We start from the raw sequence: 18,933 nt of genomic DNA, 5'->3' as shown, positions 1-18,933 counted from the left end.
GGTGACCAAATGGGGTCTCTCGCCTCTGTTGACAAATGGCAACAATCCGGCTACACTCGGGACGTGCCGGTGGCCCAGTTCGGAGAGCTCGTGCGTCAGGCCCGGTTGGCCCAGGGGATCGGCCTGCGGGAAGTGGCCCGCCAGGCCGGGATTGAGCCGTCGCGCCTGTCGCGCATCGAACTCGGCCTCCGCCCGCCTCCACCCCTTTCCGAGATCCGCGCCCTGGCCCAAGTGCTCGGCCTGTCCATGGCCGACCTTCTCGTGGCCGCAGGGACCCCGAAAGAAGTGGTGGAGTCCCTGCTCTGGTCCGGACGGCTCGCGTTCGGCGGCGAAGAGGCCTTCTCCCCCGTCCATCCGGAGCTCGTGCGGAAGAACACGTTCCTCGCCCGGACCGTCGCAAGCCAGGGGGCCCTGAAACACGTCCGGCTTGGGGACGAGACCTTGCAGGCGATCTCGTTCAGCCACGCCGACCTTCTGTGGCTGGTCATCCCCCCAGAGGCGGTCGTCTTGAGCCAAGCGCGGCCCGCCGGCCTGATTGGCTGCAATCTGATCCCCGGCCAGGTCATGAAGGTCCGCCGGCTGGGAGACTTGGTGAACGTAGTCCTCGCCTGCCGCGGGTTCGCGCTCAACGTGCTCGTCGGGAACCCAGACGGCACCCCGTTCGCCGTCGGCCAAGGGTGGTGGGCGGCGGTTCCCATCCCCGTGGTGCGTACCCATCCCGTGAAGGAGGGCTCGTTATGAGGAGATCTTTGCTCGCGGTGGTGCTCGTCGCCCTGGCGGTGGGGGCTTGGGCCCAGGCGGTGCTGGTCCAGGTCGGGGACCGATCCCTGGCCGTGGACCTGGCCGACGACCTGTGGCCGACCCTATCGGGCACCGTGCGCTATCAAGGGCCGACCTTGTCCCCGAATGACCCCAACTGGAAACCCGCCCACAGCTACCGGGGGATCCCCCTCGCCCCCCTCGTCGAGGCCCTGGGCGGGATGCAGGAGGGCGACCTCCTCCATGTCATCGCCGTGGACGGCTACACCAAGGCCTTGCCCCGGGCGGTGGTGACGGGCCAGTCCCCGTTGGGAACACCGATCCTCGCGTTCGAGCGTGACGGGGTGAGGATTCCAGCGTGGGAGGAGGGGCCGGAGCTCGTGTTCCTCCCGGCGGACGGCGCAGTGTCCAACGAGGACATGCTCGCCGCCCTCGGCGAACGGGCCCACTTCTTCCAGGGCCTTCCCTCCACCACTGGGCTGTTGGTGAAAGCCGTGCAGTGGCTCGTGGTGAATTGGGACGCAAGCTTTGCGGCCCTGCCCGCCGTCGGGGCTTGGCCGGAGGAGGCCACGGTCACCGTGGCCTCCACGGAGGAGCGCACCTACACGATGCGGGAACTGGAGACGCATTTCGCCGCCGTCACCGGGCCGGGGACGTTCGTCAACCGGGTCGGCCGCGAGATCGGCGCCCGCTATACCGGGATCCCCCTCGCCGACCTCCTCGGGCCATGGCCCCCGGATACAGAGGTGGAGGCGGTGGCCGCAGACGGATACCGGATGCGTTACAGGTACGGCGACCTCGTGGAGCAGGACTGGATCTGGATCCTCGCCTTCAAGCAGGATGGCGTCTACCTCCCGTTCGACCCCGGCTACTTCCGCCTGGTCAAGGTGGGACCGGGAAACCCCCGGTTCGAGAGCGCCCGGTCGGCGCGGATGGTGATACGGGTGGAGGTGCACGGGACGTACGAGAGCTACACCCTCCGCCTCCAGGGCCAGGTGGAGCGGACGTTCACCCGGGCCGAGCTCGAGGCCGGGGTGGGCTGTCCCTGCCACGCCCGCACGGTGACGGCCACCCGCAACGGGGAGGCCCACGCCTATTCCGGCCTTCCGCTGTGGCGCCTCCTCGCCTACGTGGACGACGACCGGTTCCCGCCGGCCGAGCTCGGGATCCACTACGACGACGCCGACTTCAACGACGCGCTCGCCGCGGGCGGGTACACGGTGGAGATCCGGGCCGCGGACGGGTTCAGCCAGCGCATTCCCGTCCGGTACCTGGCTCGCGATGACCGGTACATCCTCGCCCTCCAGGTGGACGGGCGGTTCCTGGCCGCAGCCGATGGCGGGCCGCTCCTCCTGGTGTGGGACGATGCCGCCCCGGTTCCGGAGGGCCTGCGGAGGGTGAAGTGGGTGGCGGAGATCGTCATCCGGCCGGATTAGGGCGCCTCTCCGTCCGTGATCTCGTGGTGGTGGCCCTGCTCGCCGCGGTGGGCGGGGCATTGTCCGCGTACGTCGGGTATCTGGGGAATCTGGTGAACCGGTTCGTGGGGGTGCCGTTCGGCGCGGGCCAGATCCTGGCGGGCTTGCACGTGGTGTGGCCGCTCCTCGCCGCGGCGCTGGTGGGGCGGTTCGGGGCGGCCACGTTGACCGGCCTCGCCAAGGGGGCGGTGGAGTTCCTCATGGGAGGGACCCACGGGGTCGTGATCCTGCTCGTGTCCGCGGTCCAGGGGGCGTTCGTGGATTTGGGGATGTCCCTCGACCCACGGCGGCGGTTGTGGGGGTTCCTCCTCTCGGGGGCGGTGGCCTCGGCGTCCAACGTGCTCGTGTTCCAGGCCCTGTACTTCTCTGGTGTCCCGGTGGGCTACATCTTGATCATGGCCGGGCTGGCCGCAGCCTCCGGCCTCGTGCTCGGCGGGTGGCTCGCCCATGACCTCTTGGCCGCGTTGCGCCGGGCCGGGTTGGCCCATGCTCCCCACGTCCAAGCCACCGGCGCCCGGGCCTGGCTGGCCGGGGGGCTGGCCCTGGTCTTCCTCGCCGGCGGCGTTGGCTACTCCCTCGCCGTGTACCGGCCGCTCTCTCCCGGTGCCGTACAGGTGGAGGGAAGGGTGGAGCGGCCGTTTTCCTTCCGCTACCAGGATTGGGCCGGACAGGAGACGACCGTCCGCGCGACCTTGAGCGGGGCGGTCACCTACGTCCCGGAGCAGGAGTACACCGGGATCCCGGTGGAGGCGATCCTCGCCCGGGCCGGCCCGAAGCCCGGGGCGCAGGTCCTGATCGCCCGCGCCCGCGACGGCTACCAGGCCGAGTTTCCCTTGGCCGAGGTGACCGCGGACACCCGCGTCCTGGTGGTGCGGGACGGCAGCACGCTCCGGTTGGTGGCCAAAGGGTATCCAGGATCCCTATGGGTCCGGGACCTGGCGGCGTTGATCGTGCGATGAACGCGATCGCGGTGCGGGACCTCACCGTGCACTACGAAGGGCGCCCGCGGCCGGCGCTCGCCGCCCTCTCCCTGAGCATCCCGGCGGGGGAGCTCGTGGTGGTGGCCGGCCCGTCCGGGTCGGGGAAGAGCACCCTGTTCCATGCCCTGCTCGGGTTCGTGCCCGAGGGGATCCCGGCCCGGGTGGCCGGGGAGGTGTTCCTGTTCGGCCAGCCGGCCCCACCCTCGCTGTACCGCCGAGCGGACGGGATCGGGCTCGTGCAGCAGGACCCCGAGGCCCAGATCTGCACCCTGCGGGTGCGGGATGAGGTCGCGTTCGGCCCGGAGAACTTGGGGTTCCCCCGGGCGAAGATCGCCGGTCGGGTGGAGACGGCGCTGGCTACCGTGGGATTGACCGCGCTGGCCGACCGGGCTACCTGGACCCTGTCCGGAGGGGAGAAGCAGCGATTGAGCCTGGCCGCAGCATTGGCCCTGGCGCCGAAGGTCCTGCTCCTGGACGAGCCCACCGCTCACCTCGATCCCCCGGCCGCGGCCGGGCTGCTTGGGTTGGTGGCGGAACTCCACGCGGAGGGACGAACGGTGATCGTGGCCGAGCACCGGCTGGGTCCGCTGGCCCGGCTGCGCCCGCGGTTCCTGAGGCTGGCCGCGGGCCGCCTGGCCGCCGACCGCCGCGGCATTCCCCACGCGGCCGCCCCGGCCGACGATCTACCCCGCCCGGCCCCGCCCCGAGGCGGACGCCTGCTCGCGGTGCGGGGGCTCTCGTTCGCCTACCCCGGCGGGAACGACCTGTTCCATCGGCTTTCGTTCGACCTCGCCCCGGGGGAGATCCTGGGGGTGATCGGCCCCAACGGCGCCGGAAAGACGACCCTGCTGCGGCTCTTGGCCGGCCTGACCTCACCCCACGCCGGGACCATCGCCTTGGCCGCTGGCCACCGCCCCGGCGACGGGGTGGGCCTGGTCTTCCAAATGCCCCATCACCAGTTGTTCGCGGCGTCGGTGGCCGAGGAACTCATCCTGGGACGGCCCCGGGTGGACGGGGATGGCCGGGCATGGCTGACCCGGGCCGGCCTCGTCGACCTTGCCCACGAGCACCCGTTGCGGCTGAGCGTGGGGGAGCGACGCCGCCTGACGGTGATCCTCGCCCTGAGCCGCCGGCCGCGTCTCTCGCTCCTCGATGAGCCGTTCATCGGCCAGGATTGGGCGAACCGGCGGTGGATCGCCTCGGAGCTCGTCCGTGCCGTCCAGGAGGGAAGCGGGGCGATCCTCGTGTCCCATGACATCCCGGCCGTGGCCCGTCTCGCCCACCGGGTGCTGTACCTCGGGGAAGAGGCGCTGCTCGGCTCACCGGGGGAGGTGTTCCGGACGCTGGCCAGCCAAGGTCGGGACGCGTTCACCCCGGAGTTCTGGGAGGGAAGATGAGGCACCCCCTGGCCAAGTTCGCCCTGCTCTGCGCCTACGCGGCGGCGGTGGTGGCCGCCCCCGGCCTCGCGGTCAAGGGCGGCCTCGTCCTCACCGCGGTGGCCCTTGGGCGGCGACGCCTCCTTTCCCGGCGGGCGTTCCACGCCGCCCTGGCGTTTGGCGGGTTCGTGTTCCTCGTGCAGGCGCTGCTTGCCCCCGGGGAGCCGGTGGCGGGCCTCGGCCCGTTCACCCTAACGCAGGACGGGCTCCGGGCCGGGGCGGAGATGGCCCTGCGGTTCCTGGGGGTGCTCGCAGGGAGCCTCCTGTTCCTGGCCACCACCCCGCCGGACGCGTTCGCCGCTGCCCTGTCCCAAACCCGGCTGCCCTACCGGTACACGTACGTCCTGGTGATGACGCTGCGGTTTCTGCCCCTGTTCCAAACGGAGTACCAGCGGGTACGGGAGGCCCAGCGGGCGCGGGGGCTCCTCTTGCGGCCGTGGAACCTCCTCGCCCATGTCCGCTGGACGGCCCTTCCGGTGTTGGCCGCCGCCCTCGCCCGGGCGGACGCGGTGGCCCTCTCCATGCAGGCACGGGGGTTCGGCCGGTATCCCCGGCGGACGAGCCTCAACGCCATCCCGTGGGAGCCGGCCGACGTGGGGCTACTGATCTTGGCGACGGTGGGGTTCGCCACCGCGGGCTGGTTCGCCGCCGGAGGGGGACGATGGCCGTAAGCCGCTGGACGAGGCTCGTCTTGTTCGGGGCCGGTTTCCTCGGGCTGGCCGCGTACGCCATCGTCCGCAGCCTGGCCCCGGCCGGGCCGACGCTGGTCCTCGAAGGCCCGCGGACGGTGCGGGTGACCCTCGCCGAGCTCACGGCCCTGCCGGCCATCGAACGGGAGGGCGCCTACCAGAACCAGTACGGGAACTGGCGCGATGCGGGACGGTACCGCGGGGTCGCCCTGACGGTCCTGCTCGAACGGTACTTCCCCGGCGTCCGGGTGACCCAGGTCCGGGTGGAAGGGGCCGATGGGTACACGGTCGAGCTCCCAGAGGAGCGCGTGTACGACCCGGCCTATCCGCTGGTGCTGGCCTACGCCATGGACGGCCGAGAGATCCCGGAGTGGCCGGATGGGCCACGGCTCGTCATCCTTCCCGAGCAGGGGCGGGTGGGGAACGCCGAATACGGGGTGGACTCGGTGGGCGCGTTTTGGGTCAAAACCGTGGTCCGCATCCTGGTGGAGACGCGCTAGCGGACGAGCTTGCGCAGGGCGAGGTCGAGGAGCAGGGTGCCCGCTGCCCCCCACAGGAGCGCCCGGCCGAGAGGAAGCCAGTCCTGACCCGTCCCCGGCGGCGGGGGCAGAAGCTCATCGGCGATGATCGTCCCTCCGGACACGCGGGCGATCTGGCGCAGGGCGTCCAGGTCCGCCCCGAACGCCGCGAGCTCCTCCGGATAAGGGAGGGCCACGGGGAACGCCCCCCCGTACCGGCCGGAGGGCTCGCTCACCGCGAGCAGGTGCGCCCCTGGCGCGGGGACCGGCAGCTCCGCCTCGTACCGGCCCGGGGCCACCTGGCTGAAGACGAGCGTCCGACGCTCCCCCCCGCTCACGAGCTCCCCGCTCAAGCTCAGCCCGTTCACCCACCGCCCTCCCTCTTCCACCTCCACCGCGAGCTTGAGCGAGCTTCCATCTACCTTCCAGTCCACCCGGACCGGTCGCCGTCCCGTCCACAGCCCGCCGACCAACGCCCCCCACAGGCGCCCCAGCGCCGGGGAGGACAGCCACCCCTGTGACCAAACCCCGGCGAGGTCGGTGTTGATCACCGCCACCTGGCCGAGGCCGATCCGCCACGTGGCCACCAGGGGGTCCCCGGCTGGGGTGATCAGCCCCACCTCCGCGGTCGGCTTGGGGAACGTCAGCGTGTACCCGGAAAGCGGCGGGAGCGCCTCCGCAAGCGGCAAGGTTCGGGCGGCCGGCCCGGGGAGGACCGACGTCTCCCGCTCGACAAACCGCGGCCGCACCACCCGTTCCGTCTCCTGCACCAATACCGGCCGCAGGTCCTGGATGTCCGCCAAGAGCAGGAACTGTCCGTGGCCGGCCTGGGCCAGCCCGGCCATTACCTCCACGTCGGAGTCCCTCCCGATGCCGATCGCCGACACCCCGATCCCGGATTCGGCAACCTTCCGATACAGGATAGGGAAATCCCGGTCCTCGCGGAGGGTCTTCCCGTCGGAGATGACGATGATGTGGCGGATGCGGGCGGGCACCTCGGCCAAGGTCGAAAGCGCCTCCTCCATCGCCGGGTACACGTCCGTGCCCCCGCTCGGGGAAAGCCCGCGCAGGGCCTGGAACAGGGGTTCTGCCGCCTCGGCCACCGGGGCCGGGCGCACCAGCCAGTGCACGAACCGGTCAAACGCCAATGCCCCGACGATGTCCTCAGGGGGCATCACCTCCACCGCCGCCGCCGCGGCCTCCTTGAGGAGGTCGATCTTGGCCATCCCCTGGGAGCGCCCGGCCATGGACGACGACCGGTCCAGCACGAACAGCACCGCTGCGGTCGCCTCCTCCAGGCGCTCCGGCACCGCGTAGGTCACCGGCAGCAGCTCCTCCACCGGCCCCACGTAGCCGGCCACCGCCCGGCGGCCCTGGATGACCAGGAGCCCCCCACCTCCGGCCACGTACACCCGCAGCCCCGCCAGGGCTCGTTCCCCGATCAGCCCCAGCGGGTAGTCGTCCAGGATCACCAGCCGCACGTCGCCCAAGTCCTCGCAGGAAAGGAAATCCCGCCGGGCGAAGGCCACCCCGGCCGCGGCGAGGAGCTGATCTACCGCGCTCTCCCCTTGGCCCACCACCAACACCGCCGGGGCCTCCCCCACCGTCACCGCCCAGGTGAGGGCATTGTTCTCCGGCACCGGGTCCTCTGGGACGACGACCTCCAGCCGATACACGTGGATGCCCGGGGCCGGGGGGCGGTCGGCGAACGCGACCCGGGTCCGGCCGGGTTCGATCTGGACCTGGTCCGATTGGACGAGCTCGGTTCCCCGGAACAACGCCGCGGTGGCGGTCACCGGATAGCTGGCCTCGATCATGGCTTCCAGGGTCACCGTACCCAGCGGGGCGTCCCGCGGGCCGGACAGGTCAGCTACCCGCAACAGGTCGGCCCGGCTCACCGGGAACGCGGAGATGGGGATGCCCCGGGCCCGGGCCCGGGCCGCCGCGGCCAGCGCGTCCCCGTGCGTGGCTCGGCCGTCGGACACCAGCACCAGTTGGGTCGGCCCGGACGGGGCCAACGCCAGGGCTAGGTCCACCGCCGCCCCGATGTCGGTGGCGTAACGCTCGACCTGGGCCAGGGAGGCCGCTGCCCCCGGCATGCCCGGGCCCGGCCATCGGTCCACCTGGGGCGAGCCCCCGAACGACACCACCCCCACCCGGGCGCCCCGCCCGGCGAGGGCCGTCCGCAGCTCCTCCAGCGCTGCCTCCGCCTCCTCCCCCACGCTCGCCGACCGGTCGAGGAGGAGGAAGATCGTTTCCTCACTCCGACGCAGGGACACCTCGGGCTGGGCGAACGCCAGGGCGAGCAGGGTCAGGGTGAGGGCCCGACCGAGGAGCGGCCGTCCCTTGCGCAGGGACAAGGCGAGCACGGCCAGGGCCGGGATCAGCCCGACGAGCCCCCACGGGACGAGGAACCGCATCACCCACCCCTCCGCCAGGCCAGCGCCCACTCCCCCGCCAGGACAAAGAGCGTCGCCAGACCCAACCATGGCCAGATCGGGAGGGCCGCCGTAGCTCGCTGGGGCACGACAGGTGGGGCCGAGGGGGCAGCCCCGGGGAGCGATTCCTCCCAGGGGACGTTGACGGCGATCCGCTCCCGTCGTCCGTCACGGCGGAGCTCGTACAGCCCGGGGCGATCCGGGACCCAGGTCCCGGTTACCGGCCCGGTTGGGGTCAGGACCTCGGCCCCCTCGACCAGCTCCATCGCCTCCCCCACTCGGAGGTCCTGGCCGGGGCGGTGAGGGAGAAGCCAGGCCAAGGCATTGCTGAGGAGGATGGGGAAGTCCACGGTCAGCGGGAGGTTGGACCGAGGAAGGTCGAGGGTCAGGAGGACCCGGCGGCCGGGGGCGGCTTCCCAGCGGGCGAGGGCCGGCCGGTCGTCGGCCCATAGGGCCACCTCCGCCCCATCCGGGAGCAGCGGTGGTCGGACGGCGGCGGCCTGGAAGTTCCCCGGGACCACGTGCCGGAGGAGCGGGCTTTCCCCCCCGTGGATAGCCCCCGCCGGGACGAACCCACCCAACGGGGCCTCGGGGGAGCCGGCCCCCACCAACAGCGCCGGGCCGTTCGGGGAGGCGGGCAGGTCTACGCGCACCGCCACCGTGAGGTCCCACGGCGGCTCGCGGACCCGCACCGCCGGCGCCGCCGCCTGCAGGGCTGCCCACAGGTACCGGTCCTCCTCTCCCAGCCACCGCACCCGGACCGTGCTCCCGGCCTCGGCCAGGGTGAAGTAGCGCACGTTGTCCCACGGGAACGCGTCCCCGGGCAGGAGCTCCACCCGGAACGTTGGGCCGAGGGCGCCGACGTAGGGGAACACGAACGTGTCCTCGGATTTGGGGGCGAGAAGGCGCGATTGCAGGTAGGTGCCGTCTCCGGCCCGCAAGACGAGCTGCACGTCTTGGTAGTGCGGGGTGTCGTTGCGCACCCGCACCAGGGCCGGGTAGCCCGATCCGTCGGGCTCGGGCCGCACGGAGAACGCGAGGATGGCCAGGTTGTCCTTGGGGGGCAGGGCGACCACGTCCACGCCCGGGTCCGGGGGCGGGTCGTCGGTGATGACCACGATCCGGACCCCGGGGTCGGGAAGGAGGGCCAACGCCTGCCCGAGGGGAGGACGGCCGCCCAAAGTAGGCCGGAACTGGCTCAGCCCGGCCAGCGCTTCCTCCCGCTTAGAGGTGGAAGGCACGAGGAGCTCGGGAGGGTCCGCCCACCGTACCACCGTCCACGGCCCGCTGGAGGCGGCGATGGCCCGCCGGGCGGCGGCCACCGCCTCTTCCACCCGGCCGTCCGCGGCCATGGACGCCGATCCATCGATCACAATGGCCGTGGCCCCAGCCGTCCGGGACACCTGGAGGAGCGGCTGGGCCAGGGCGAACGCGAACAGGATCACCCCAAGGAGCTGGAGGCAGAGCAAGAGGTCGAACCGCCAGCGCAGCCGTTCGAGGTAGCTCGCCCGATCGGGCGGCACCTGCTCCCACAGGAACAGGGCGGACACGGAAAGCTCCCGCTCCCGCCGCCGGAAGAGGTGGAGAAGGAGGACGACCAGCCCGGAGGCGAGCCATGCCCAGGCCATGGGGAACGCGAAGCTCATCGGCCCCACCCCGCCACCACGGTCAGCGCTGCTTCCACCGGGGACGCCTCCGATCGGCACAGGAAGTACGCGATCCCCAGCTCTAGGCACGTGGTGCTCAGCCGTTCGTTCCAGCGGTGGAGCGCCTCCCGGTACGCCCGCCACGCCCCCTGGGCCAGGATCAGCGACCGCCCGCGCCGGGTCTCCACGTCCACCAACCGCGCCTCGCCGAGGCGGGGAGGGTCGAGGTCATCCGGGGCCAGCACCTGGACCGCGGTCACCGCGTGCCGGCCATGGCGAAGGGCGAGGAGGCCCTCCCGATACCCAGTGGGGCAAAGGAAATCCGAGACCACCACGCACATCCCCGGCTCGGGGTGCGTTTCCGCCCAGGAGACGAGGGACGCGTTCAGGTCCGTAATCCCTTCCGGTGGCAGGTTCGAAAGCGCCCGGAACGCGTTCACCAGGGCAGCCCGGCCCCGCCGGGGAGCAGGGCCATCGAGCGGTCGGTCGCGGAACGGGTACACGCCGAACCGGTCCTGGCCGCGGAACGCCACGAACGCCAGCGCCCCGGCGAGGCGTGCCGAGAACCGGAGCTTCCCCGGCTGGCCCTGGCCCATGGACCGGCTGGCGTCCACGAGGAGGTACAACGGGGCCTCCACCTCCCGGAAGTAGACCTTGGTCACGAGCCTGTGGTGGCGGGCGTAGATCGCCCAGTCGATCAGGCGGAAGTCGTCCCCGGGCTGATAGGGGCGGATGTCCGCGAACTCCAGGGACACCCCGGACCGCGCCGCGAGGTGGCCGCCGGGGAGTGCCGCCCGCGGCCGCTTGAACGTCAGCCGGGCGTGGGCCAGCGCCCGCAATTCGGCCTCGCTCAACAGCGCCTCGCTCATGGTGTGGGGACAGCCTTGCGCACCTCCTCCAAGATCTGTCCCGGGGTGACCCCCTCCGCCTCGGCGCGGAAGTTGAGGAGGACCCGGTGGACAAGTCCTGGGCGCAGCGCGGCCTGGATGTCCTCCACCCCCACGTGGTAGCGGCTTGCCAGGAACGCCCGCGCCTTGGCCCCGAGGATGAGGGCCAACCCGGCCCGGGGGCTGGCCCCGTACTGCACGTACCGCCGCACCACCTCCGGGGCCCGCGCCCCAGAGGGATGGGTGGCCAACACCAACCGGGCCGCGTACTCCAGGAGGGGCCGCGGCACCGGGTACTCCCCCACCACCTTCTGGGCGAGGAGCACCTCCTCCTGGCTCAGGGCCGGGTCCGGGAGCTGGATCCCCCCGCCCTCGGTGTTGCGGCGGATGATCTCGATCAGGTCCCGTTCGCTTGGGAAGCTCGCCTCCGCCTTGAACAGGAACCGGTCCACCTGGGCCTCTGGCAGGGGATAGGTGCCCTCCATCTCGATGGGGTTTTGCGTGGCCAAGACGATGAACGGCTCGGGGAGGAGGTGGGTCCCCGTGCCCACCGTGGCCTGCCGTTCCTGCATCGCCTCGAGGAGCGCGGACTGGGTCTTCGGGGTGGCCCGGTTCACCTCGTCGGCGAGGACCACGTTCGCGAAGATCGGGCCGGGAACGAACCGGAACCCGCTATCTTGGGAGAACACGGTGGTGCCCACGATGTCCGCCGGCATGAGGTCCGGGGTGAACTGGATGCGGGAGAAGGAAAGCCCAAGGGCCCGGGACAAGGTGCGCACGAGCAGGGTCTTCCCCAGCCCTGGCACCCCTTCCAGCAGGAGGTGCCCCCGGGCGAGGATCGTCCACAGCGCCACCTCCACCACCGCTTCCTGACCGACGATCACAGCGGCGATCCGCTCCCGCATGGTGGCAAACGCGCTCTGGGCTCGGGCCAGGTCCTTGTCCGTAATCACCCGCCACCACCTCCACCCGTGATGAGTTCGAAGTACCGCCGTACCCGATCTTGGAGCTCCGCCGGGATGTCCCGGGCCCGCAGGACCAGGTCCACCTCGTACGGGGCGAGGCCGGGCTGGCCGGCTTCCCCGGAGGCGGGCGGTTCGCCCGGGACGCCGGTCACCACGTACGCCCGCGCCGGCCCCTCGCCTGGGTTCACCGGCAACGGCACCGCCGCCCCCGAGGACGGCGGGGCCTGGTCGCCCTCGCCCCCGGCCAGCGGCCCTCCGGGGCTCTTGCCGGCGAGGTCCCCCTCCTGGTCGGCCGGGTCCTCGCCGAACTTGTCCTCCGGGGGCTCGGACGCCCCTTCACCCCGTTCGCCCGCGCGGCCTGGGGTGGGGGCACCCGCGGCCACCGCCGCTTCCGTCTCCTCCGACGGCTCCGGCGGGGGTTCCGTGCCGCCGCCGGATTCCCCGCTCCGCTCCGCGGCCGCGAGCACCGCGTTCAGCGCCTCCTCCACCTCGCGGGCGGACTCCTCGTCCCCCTGCTCGAGGAGCCTGACCACCGCCTCGCGCAGGTCGGATCGGGTCACCTGTTGGGCGAGCGGCACCAATTCCTGCCGTTCGGACGCGCTGATCCCGCCTGGGGCGGACCGGGCCACCTTATCCGCGAGCTCACGGAGCAGGCCCTCCTCCTGGGCCAACCGGGCCGCGAGGTCCCCGGGGCCGGGCGATCCGGGCGGGATCTCCGGGAGGCCGAGCACGGCCGCGAGCAGGTCTTGGTACGGGGAGTACTCGAGCAGGGGGGCATCGGCGGCGACCGAGGGCGGCGGTTCCGCGGCGCGCGGGGCCGCGGCCTCGGCCCGCGCCGGTTCGGACGGTGCGGCCTGGGCCGCCACCTCCAGCTCGTCGGGAGCGGAGGGCACGGCCGAACGCGGCCCCCCCATGGGAAGATAGGCCAGGACGAGGAGCAAGGCCCCAGCGATGGCCACGCCCGCCGCCTCGGCCGGGCCCAACAGCAGCCGCCACGGCCGCGGCCGAAGGGCGTGGATCTCCCGCACCAGTGGCCGCAGCAGGGCGGTGGCCCCGCGTCCGGCCAGCACCTCGACCGCGGCCAGCCGTTCTCCTAACCCGAGTCGCCGGCCGACGCGGAGGAGGAGGCGGGGCGAGGACAGGGGCCACCCGGCCCCGACCACGGCGAGGAGGGGGATCCCGGCCCAGGCATACCCGGGGAGGGAGGTCCCGGCCGCTCGGCCGAGGATGGCCGCGGCCAGCCCGGCCGTCGCCCCAGCCAGGGCGCCCCGAAGGGCGTGGCGCGCCCGGAGCCACCCTTTGGTGCTGCGCAGGATTACGCCCGCCTCGTCCATAACCACCATCCCAGGGCTCCCAGGTCGACGGCCACGTACAGGAGGAGGCCCACCGCCCCGGTCAGCGTGCCCTCCCACAGGCCGGCCAACACGGGGAACGGGCTGAGCGGCAGGCCGAACACGACGGGGAGGAAGGTGAGCACGATGAGGCCGCCGTATTTGACAAAGAACCGAAGTCCATCGAATTTTACCTTCCCCGCGGCGGCGTGGCCAACCAGGGACCAGAAGAGGCCGTAGGCAAACAGGAACAGGACGACCAAGACCAGTTGCCCCCACCCGCCCCCGGCCTCCACCCGGTGCACGATCAAGAACGGCAGGATCAGCGCGATCCCAAGGAGGACGAGCGCGCCCATCCGCAACGCCCGGCAGGGCGGGGCCGCCCGCCCGAACCCGTGCTCGGCCTCCCCCACGTGGAGGGCCAGGACCCCCAGGAGGAACGCCACCGCGTCCAGGAAGAACGGCCCCCGCATCAGCGCCTCCAGCACCCCCCCGGCGGCGGGAGGTTCCGGCCAGACGAGCGCGGTGAGGAAGGTCAGCCCAACCAAGATCACGAAGGCGTGATAGGAGTTGACGAGCGTCTCCGGGATCCGGAACCTGCTCATGGCCCCTCCCACCTCAGACGGTACACATACGCCGCCCGCCCCGGGGCCCGGTCCACCCCGGAGGCGAGCACCACCCGGTCCCCGTCGGCGAGGAGCGGGTCCACCGCCCCAAGCAGGCGGCGGTGGGCCAGGGCCAACTCCGCCATGGCCATCGGTTCTCCGTCGGCGCGCACCAGCCCCCCGTCCCGCACCGTGAGCGCCACGCCCGTGAACTCCGCGGCCGGGGACAGCCGCCACAAGAACCGGACCTGGCCTGGGGCGATGGAGAGCGTCGTCTGCGGTCCGTCCGGTCCCCAGGTCCACGCCACCTCCCGCCCCGCCCAGTCCCCGCCCCCCGGCAGGACCTCCACCCACATCCCCTCCCCCCGCCACACCCCTCCCCGCCGGTCCCCCACTGCCAACCAATCCATATTAAACCGAGCGATGTCTGACCTTTGAATGCTTAACTGAACAGATATTTGGGTTTCTGGCATTCCGACCAGATTCAGGTAAATCAAGGCAAAACCGAGCGCAACCGAGGCCACCGCGGCCAGCGGCCACGCCCGCTCCCCCCGGGCCAGCGCGGGCAGGGCGTACCCCAGCGCCACCAGGTACGCGACCGTGGCCAGGGCCAGTGCCGCAAGGGGTGGGCGCCGCGCGCGGTGCCCGCGGAGGATGGCGCTGAGGTCGTCCGGGGACAGGGTGTGGACCGTCGGAGGCGCGTCCCGCCCCACGATTCGGCCGCCCAGGAACGCCGCCCAGGCGGCGAGGGCCTCGCCGGCCTTGGGCGCCAGGGAGGCCGCGGGGGCCAAGTACACGGTGGCGAACGGGGTAAGGAAGAGCGGGTCATCGGGGAGGTCGTCCGGGTTCAGCACAACGAGCGGGCCAGGGGGAGCGGGCGTGGGCGGGGGGCCCACCGCCGCGGCGATCCGTTCCCCTGCGAGGCGCACCGGGACCTCGGCCCGGGCCGCAGTGTGGCCGTCGGCCTCCACCCGGAGCTCCACCGTCCGCAGTCCTGGCTCCACCGGCCACGGCAGGCGTAGCCGGGCCCGCCCCCCGGGGGCGAGGAGCACCGGCACCCGCAGCTCCCGCTCCGCTTGACCGCGCCATCCGGAGCCGATGCGCTGCCAGACCACGAGCTCGCCCGCGAACGGGACGCCGCCTCCGTTCGTCACCGTGGCCGCGAGCGGGTTCACCGCCCCGGGGACGGCCAGGCCCTGCCAGCCGAGCTCCCCGGACACCGTGAGCTGGGCCTGCCCTGAGCCGGCGACGGCCACGGCCAGGAGGAGGGCCCAGGGGAGCCGGATCATTGGGGCAGCCCGTTCACCGCTTCCAGGGCATCGGCGGAGAGGACGTCGGCGTAGACCTGGGTGGTGCGGATCGAGGCGTGGCCGAGCTGTTTCTGGACGAGCCGCAGGTTGAACCGCGACGCCCGGTACAGCATCGAAGCGTAGGTGTGGCGGCAGGAGTGGATGGTGAACCGGTCCGGGAGGCCCGCGAGCCGGGCGTAGCGCTTGAACATGAGGTACACCGCTTGGCGGGTGAGGGGGCCTCCGCGGGGGGACACGAACAGGAGGTCGTCGGGGCCGGTGGGCTCGCCCACGGTGTCCTTCCACGCCAGGTACTCCCGCAGGTGCTCCCGCAGCGGCTGGCCGATGTCCACCCCCCGCTCTTTTCCGCCCTTGCCGTATCGGACGATGATCGCCGAATGCCCGGGGTCGAGGAGCAAATCCCCCACCTTGAGGCTGACGATCTCGGACACCCGGAGGCCGGCGTCCAGGGCCACGTGGAGGATGGCCCAATCCCGCACCGGGCCGGTCTGGCCGCGCCGCCGGGCCTCGTCCGCGGCCCGGCGGGCGAACGCCTTGAGCCGCCGCACCTGGTCCGGGGTCATGAAGTCCTCCTGCGTCACTTCAAGGGGCACCCGTCTCCCTCCCGCGTTGCTTTACTTTGGATGCACAAAATTTTACAAAAGATACATCCCTCCGTCAAACATCGTAGAGAAAACGATTCCCGGAGGCGCCGACTTAACAAAAGGACCCTTTTGTAAAGACCGGCCCTGAGGGCCGCCGGTCCCCTCCCGTGGCCGAGGGAGGGGGACAGCCCAGGGGAGGCATCTGCGGCCCGCTCAGCCGAGGGCATAGCGCTCGATGATCTTCTTCTCCTCGCCCTGGATCTCCGCCGACACCTCGATGTAGTCCCGGAGCCCAGAGTTGTTGAGCTTCTCCTTGAGGAGGCTGTCGAGCTGGAAGATCCCGGCGGAGTTGGTCATCCGCACGTGGATGTGCACTGGCTTCTCCTGGCCGGGGAGGATCTCCACCTTGTCGATGGCCAGGGCGGACACGCTGTGGATGGTCGGCTCCCCGACCCGGAACGGGATCCGGGCCCGGCCCTTCTCCATGTCGAGCGCGTCGGCCACGCTGAGGGCCCCGGCCTCCACGGTGAGCGGCCTCAGCGATCCGCGGTGGACCCAGATCGCGTGCATCACCTCGGCCAGGATCACCGTGCGCTGCGGCTCCTCGTAGATCCCGGCCAAGAGCTCGTCGAGGAGCGTCGGGGCGAGGATCGTGGACAAGAGCTCATGGTCCTGGCGGTGCACGGCGTGCCCGATGTCGTGGAGGGCCGCCCCCAGCACCACCACCACCTGGGCGTCCTCGTAGCCAAGCCCGTGGTCGGCCACCCCCAGCTTCACCCCCGCCCCGTGCAGGAGCTCAAGGAGCCTAAGCCCAATGCGCATCACGATCCGGACGTGGGTCGGGCCGTGGTCGTTGATCCGGAGGCGGTCGATGGCGGTGATGTTCGAGCACGTCCACAGCGTGCGCAGCCGCGTCGAGCGGGCAATGGCCGCCTTCACCTGCATGAGCTTTCCTTCTTGGGCCACGGGCAGATTGTCCTCATCGCCACCGTTCCCACCAGGGCGCTTGTCCGATCTCCCGTTGAACCATGACCTCCAGGGCCGCCACCCGATCCGCCAGGCGCCGGACGTCCTCCGCCAGGTGCTCCACCAGCGCCCGCCACCCCACATCCCCTGGCTCATCCCGGTTCGGCTCGGTTTTTCCCGAAATCCCAACGAGTTTTTGTTCCTTTGTTTCAGTCTTATAGCGCAAGAGATTGGCCGCATCGGTCAAGGTATACCCGGTTTCGCACAAAGCTTGGAGGTCACGGAGGGTGCTCAACCCGTCCTCGGTGAGGAGGATCTGGTTGTTGGGGCCACGGCGAATGGCCCCGGCGAGGAGGTCCCGCACCGCCTCGATCCGGTTGCGGACCTGGTTCTCGGTGGAGAGGCCCAGGAGCCGCACCAATTCAGACACGGTGTACACCGGATTCACCCCCTTTAGCCTGGTTTTGGACAAGGGTAGCACAGGGCGCGGGGGGGCGGCAAGTGGCGGGGGGCAGGTGGGGGAGGTAGCCTTCCTCCCGATGCCCATTCGGCGGTTGGACGAGGCAGTGGTCCGCAAGATCGCGGCCGGGGAGGTGGTGGACCGGCCGGCCTCCGTGGCCAAGGAGCTCGCCGAGAACGCCCTCGACGCGGGAGGAAAGCGGATCGCGGTGGACGTGGACGCCGGGGGGATCGCCCTCCTGCGGGTGGCCGACGACGGGCATGGCATGGCCCCAGACGAGCTGCACCTCGCGATCGAACGGCACACCACGAGCAAGCTCGCCACCGAGGAGGACCTCCGCCACATCCGCACCCTGGGGTTCCGTGGGGAGGCGCTTGCAGCCATCTGCGCGGTGGCCCGGGTGACGCTCCTGTCGCGGCCGCGGGGGGCGGAGGCGGGCCACGAACTTCGGGTGGAGGGGGGGACGGTAACCGCGGACCGCCCGGCGGCGCGGGCGGTGGGGACCACGGTGGAGGTACGGGATCTTTTCTTCAACGTCCCCGCCCGGCGCCAGTTCCTCGACAGCCCTCCGGCCGAGGCCCGCCGCGTGTTGACGGCCCTCAAGCGGCTCGTGCTCGCCCATCCCGCGGTCGCGTTCGCCGTGCGCTCCGAGGGCCGGGCCGTGCTCGACGTCCCCCCGGCTGCGGACCCCCTCGTTCGAATCGCCCAGGCCTACGGCCGAGACTTCGCTTCCCGTCTGATCCCGGTGGAGATGCGGGAGCCCGGGTTCCACCTCCAAGGCTGGTTTGGGCCCCCGGAGCTCGCTCGGCCGACGCGGGTGGACCAGCACCTGTTCCTCTCCGGCCGGCCGGTGCGGCCGGGGGTGCTCGCGGTGGGGATCGCCCAAGCCTATGGGCGGTTCGTTCCCCGCGGGCAGCACCCGGCGTTCTTCCTGTACCTGGACGTGGACCCGGAGCTGGTGGACGTGAACGTGCACCCAAAGAAGGAGGAGGTCCGGTTCCGGGCCGAGGGCGCGGCCATGGACCTCCTCCACCGGGCAGCGCTGCGGGCCCTGGGGGGGCGGGTGGTGGCCCTCGGCCCGGTGGAGGCAGTGCCCCCGGCCGGTCCGGCCCCAAGGGCCGAAGGGGAAGCCCCCAAGCCGCTCCTGGCCGCGGCCCAGGGGCGGGGGTGGCGGGTGCTGGGGCAGGTGCAGGGGAGGTTCATCGTGGTCGAGGCCGAGGACGGGCTGGAGATCGTAGACCAGCATGTGGCTCACGAGCGGGTCCTGTTCGAACGGTACCGGGATGAGGAGGTAATGCCGGCCCAGGAGTTCCTGGTCCCGGTCCAGGTGGAGGTCCCGTTCGACCGGGCGGAGGCATTGCGGCGGGCGATCCCCGACCTCGGGCGCCTGGGGGTGGACCTGGAGCCGTTCGGGGACCGGGCGTTCCTCCTGCGAGGATGGCCGGCGCCGCTGGCCGACCGCCAATCGCGCCTCGGGTTCCAGGAGCCGCTCGCCGCGGTGGCCGCGCGCCTGCTCGAGGGGGAGCCGCCGCTCCTCGAGCTGTGGCGGGAGGTGGCGTGCGCGGCGGCGGTGAAGGCCGGGGAGCATCTCTCTCACGAGGAGCAGGAGGCCCTGATCGCTGACTGGAAGGCCACGAGGGAGCCAGCCCGCTGCCCCCATGGCCGTCCGGTGGCGGTGGTGCTCACCTGGGCTGACCTCGCCCACCGGCTGGGGCGGTGAAGCCTCCCCAGCAACCTACCCTTACCACGCCTCAATGTACGCGGTCCTGACTTGTGACATCCGACGAGAAGTGGGGTCACGGTTCAAGGCTTAACATCCCGCTCGGATTTTCAAGTGGGCCATGCGACCTCCCTTAGCTCGTAGTCCCGTCCCTGTTTCATCAT

The 18,933-nt window shown here is 71.8% G+C and carries 17 protein-coding genes and 1 pseudogene; 7 read left to right on the top strand and 11 right to left on the bottom strand.

Annotated features, from left to right (window positions below):
• The 6 genes from NUV94_07415 to NUV94_07390 form a co-directional block, all read left to right on the top strand.
• Positions 1 to 741, top strand: a 741-nt coding sequence (locus NUV94_07415) for a helix-turn-helix domain-containing protein (protein ID MCR4392568.1), incomplete at its 5' end; no start/stop codon positions are given.
• Positions 738 to 2,195, top strand: coding sequence for a molybdopterin-dependent oxidoreductase (locus NUV94_07410; protein ID MCR4392567.1), 1,458 nt, complete (start codon positions 738 to 740; stop codon positions 2,193 to 2,195). The genes NUV94_07415 and NUV94_07410, both read left to right, overlap by 4 nt.
• Complete coding sequence (locus NUV94_07405) at positions 2,162 to 3,193, top strand: ECF transporter S component (protein MCR4392566.1); 1,032 nt, start codon at positions 2,162 to 2,164, stop codon at positions 3,191 to 3,193. Before NUV94_07410 ends, NUV94_07405 begins: the two co-directional genes overlap by 34 nt.
• Complete coding sequence (locus tag NUV94_07400) at positions 3,190 to 4,611, top strand: ATP-binding cassette domain-containing protein (protein ID MCR4392565.1); 1,422 nt, start codon at positions 3,190 to 3,192, stop codon at positions 4,609 to 4,611. Before NUV94_07405 ends, NUV94_07400 begins: the two co-directional genes overlap by 4 nt.
• The gene (locus tag NUV94_07395; protein ID MCR4392564.1) at positions 4,608 to 5,321 is read left to right on the top strand and encodes an energy-coupling factor transporter transmembrane protein EcfT; all 714 of its coding nucleotides are present in this window, start codon (positions 4,608 to 4,610) and stop codon (positions 5,319 to 5,321) included. The genes NUV94_07400 and NUV94_07395 overlap by 4 nt, the downstream gene beginning before the upstream one ends.
• The gene (locus NUV94_07390) at positions 5,312 to 5,839 is read left to right on the top strand and encodes a molybdopterin-dependent oxidoreductase (protein MCR4392563.1); all 528 of its coding nucleotides are present in this window, start codon (positions 5,312 to 5,314) and stop codon (positions 5,837 to 5,839) included. The genes NUV94_07395 and NUV94_07390 overlap by 10 nt, the downstream gene beginning before the upstream one ends.
• Here NUV94_07390 and NUV94_07385 read toward each other — a convergent pair.
• The 11 genes and pseudogenes from NUV94_07385 to NUV94_07335 all read right to left on the bottom strand — a co-directional run bounded on the left by NUV94_07385 (position 5,836) and on the right by NUV94_07335 (position 17,037).
• Positions 5,836 to 8,277 carry a VWA domain-containing protein gene (locus NUV94_07385; protein ID MCR4392562.1) on the bottom strand — a complete coding sequence of 814 codons (2,442 nt, stop codon included), beginning with the start codon at positions 8,275 to 8,277 and terminating at the stop codon, positions 5,836 to 5,838. The two genes, NUV94_07390 and NUV94_07385, sit on opposite strands and share 4 nt — an antisense overlap.
• The gene (locus tag NUV94_07380) at positions 8,277 to 9,941 is read right to left on the bottom strand and encodes a BatA domain-containing protein (protein ID MCR4392561.1); all 1,665 of its coding nucleotides are present in this window, start codon (positions 9,939 to 9,941) and stop codon (positions 8,277 to 8,279) included. Before NUV94_07380 ends, NUV94_07385 begins: the two co-directional genes overlap by 1 nt.
• Positions 9,938 to 10,810 (bottom strand): DUF58 domain-containing protein, encoded by an 873-nt coding sequence (locus NUV94_07375; protein MCR4392560.1) that lies wholly within the window; start codon positions 10,808 to 10,810, stop codon positions 9,938 to 9,940. Before NUV94_07375 ends, NUV94_07380 begins: the two co-directional genes overlap by 4 nt.
• Entirely contained in the window at positions 10,807 to 11,028 is a 222-nt protein-coding gene (locus tag NUV94_07370; GenBank protein MCR4392559.1) for a hypothetical protein, read from the bottom strand. The genes NUV94_07375 and NUV94_07370 overlap by 4 nt, the downstream gene beginning before the upstream one ends.
• Positions 11,029 to 11,226: 198 nt before the next feature.
• Positions 11,227 to 11,733: pseudogene (locus tag NUV94_07365) on the bottom strand (AAA family ATPase).
• A gap of 44 nt (positions 11,734 to 11,777) precedes the next feature.
• Positions 11,778 to 13,127, bottom strand: a complete 1,350-nt coding sequence (locus NUV94_07360) for a hypothetical protein (GenBank protein MCR4392558.1) — start codon at positions 13,125 to 13,127, stop codon at positions 11,778 to 11,780.
• Positions 13,109 to 13,729, bottom strand: a complete 621-nt coding sequence (locus NUV94_07355; protein ID MCR4392557.1) for a hypothetical protein — start codon at positions 13,727 to 13,729, stop codon at positions 13,109 to 13,111. Before NUV94_07355 ends, NUV94_07360 begins: the two co-directional genes overlap by 19 nt.
• Complete coding sequence (locus tag NUV94_07350; protein ID MCR4392556.1) at positions 13,726 to 15,018, bottom strand: hypothetical protein; 1,293 nt, start codon at positions 15,016 to 15,018, stop codon at positions 13,726 to 13,728. The genes NUV94_07355 and NUV94_07350 overlap by 4 nt, the downstream gene beginning before the upstream one ends.
• On the bottom strand, positions 15,015 to 15,632 hold the full coding sequence (locus NUV94_07345) for a site-specific integrase (protein ID MCR4392555.1): 618 nt from the start codon (positions 15,630 to 15,632) through the stop codon (positions 15,015 to 15,017). The genes NUV94_07350 and NUV94_07345 overlap by 4 nt, the downstream gene beginning before the upstream one ends.
• A gap of 204 nt (positions 15,633 to 15,836) precedes the next feature.
• The gene (locus tag NUV94_07340; GenBank protein MCR4392554.1) at positions 15,837 to 16,568 is read right to left on the bottom strand and encodes an HD domain-containing protein; all 732 of its coding nucleotides are present in this window, start codon (positions 16,566 to 16,568) and stop codon (positions 15,837 to 15,839) included.
• A 34-nt stretch (positions 16,569 to 16,602) separates the two neighbouring features.
• Positions 16,603 to 17,037 (bottom strand): hypothetical protein, encoded by a 435-nt coding sequence (locus NUV94_07335; GenBank protein ID MCR4392553.1) that lies wholly within the window; start codon positions 17,035 to 17,037, stop codon positions 16,603 to 16,605.
• A gap of 91 nt (positions 17,038 to 17,128) precedes the next feature.
• Between NUV94_07335 and mutL the strand changes: the two genes are divergently transcribed.
• On the top strand, positions 17,129 to 18,769 hold the full coding sequence (gene mutL / locus NUV94_07330) for a DNA mismatch repair endonuclease MutL (GenBank protein MCR4392552.1): 1,641 nt from the start codon (positions 17,129 to 17,131) through the stop codon (positions 18,767 to 18,769).
• The last annotated feature ends 164 nt before the right edge of the window (positions 18,770 to 18,933 follow it).

This window comes from Candidatus Acetothermia bacterium (assembly GCA_024653305.1).
Lineage (GTDB): Bacteria > Bipolaricaulota > Bipolaricaulia > Bipolaricaulales > Bipolaricaulaceae > JACIWI01.
Note: the sequence above shows the minus strand (reverse complement) of the source record. Positions and strands in the feature narration are given on the sequence as shown.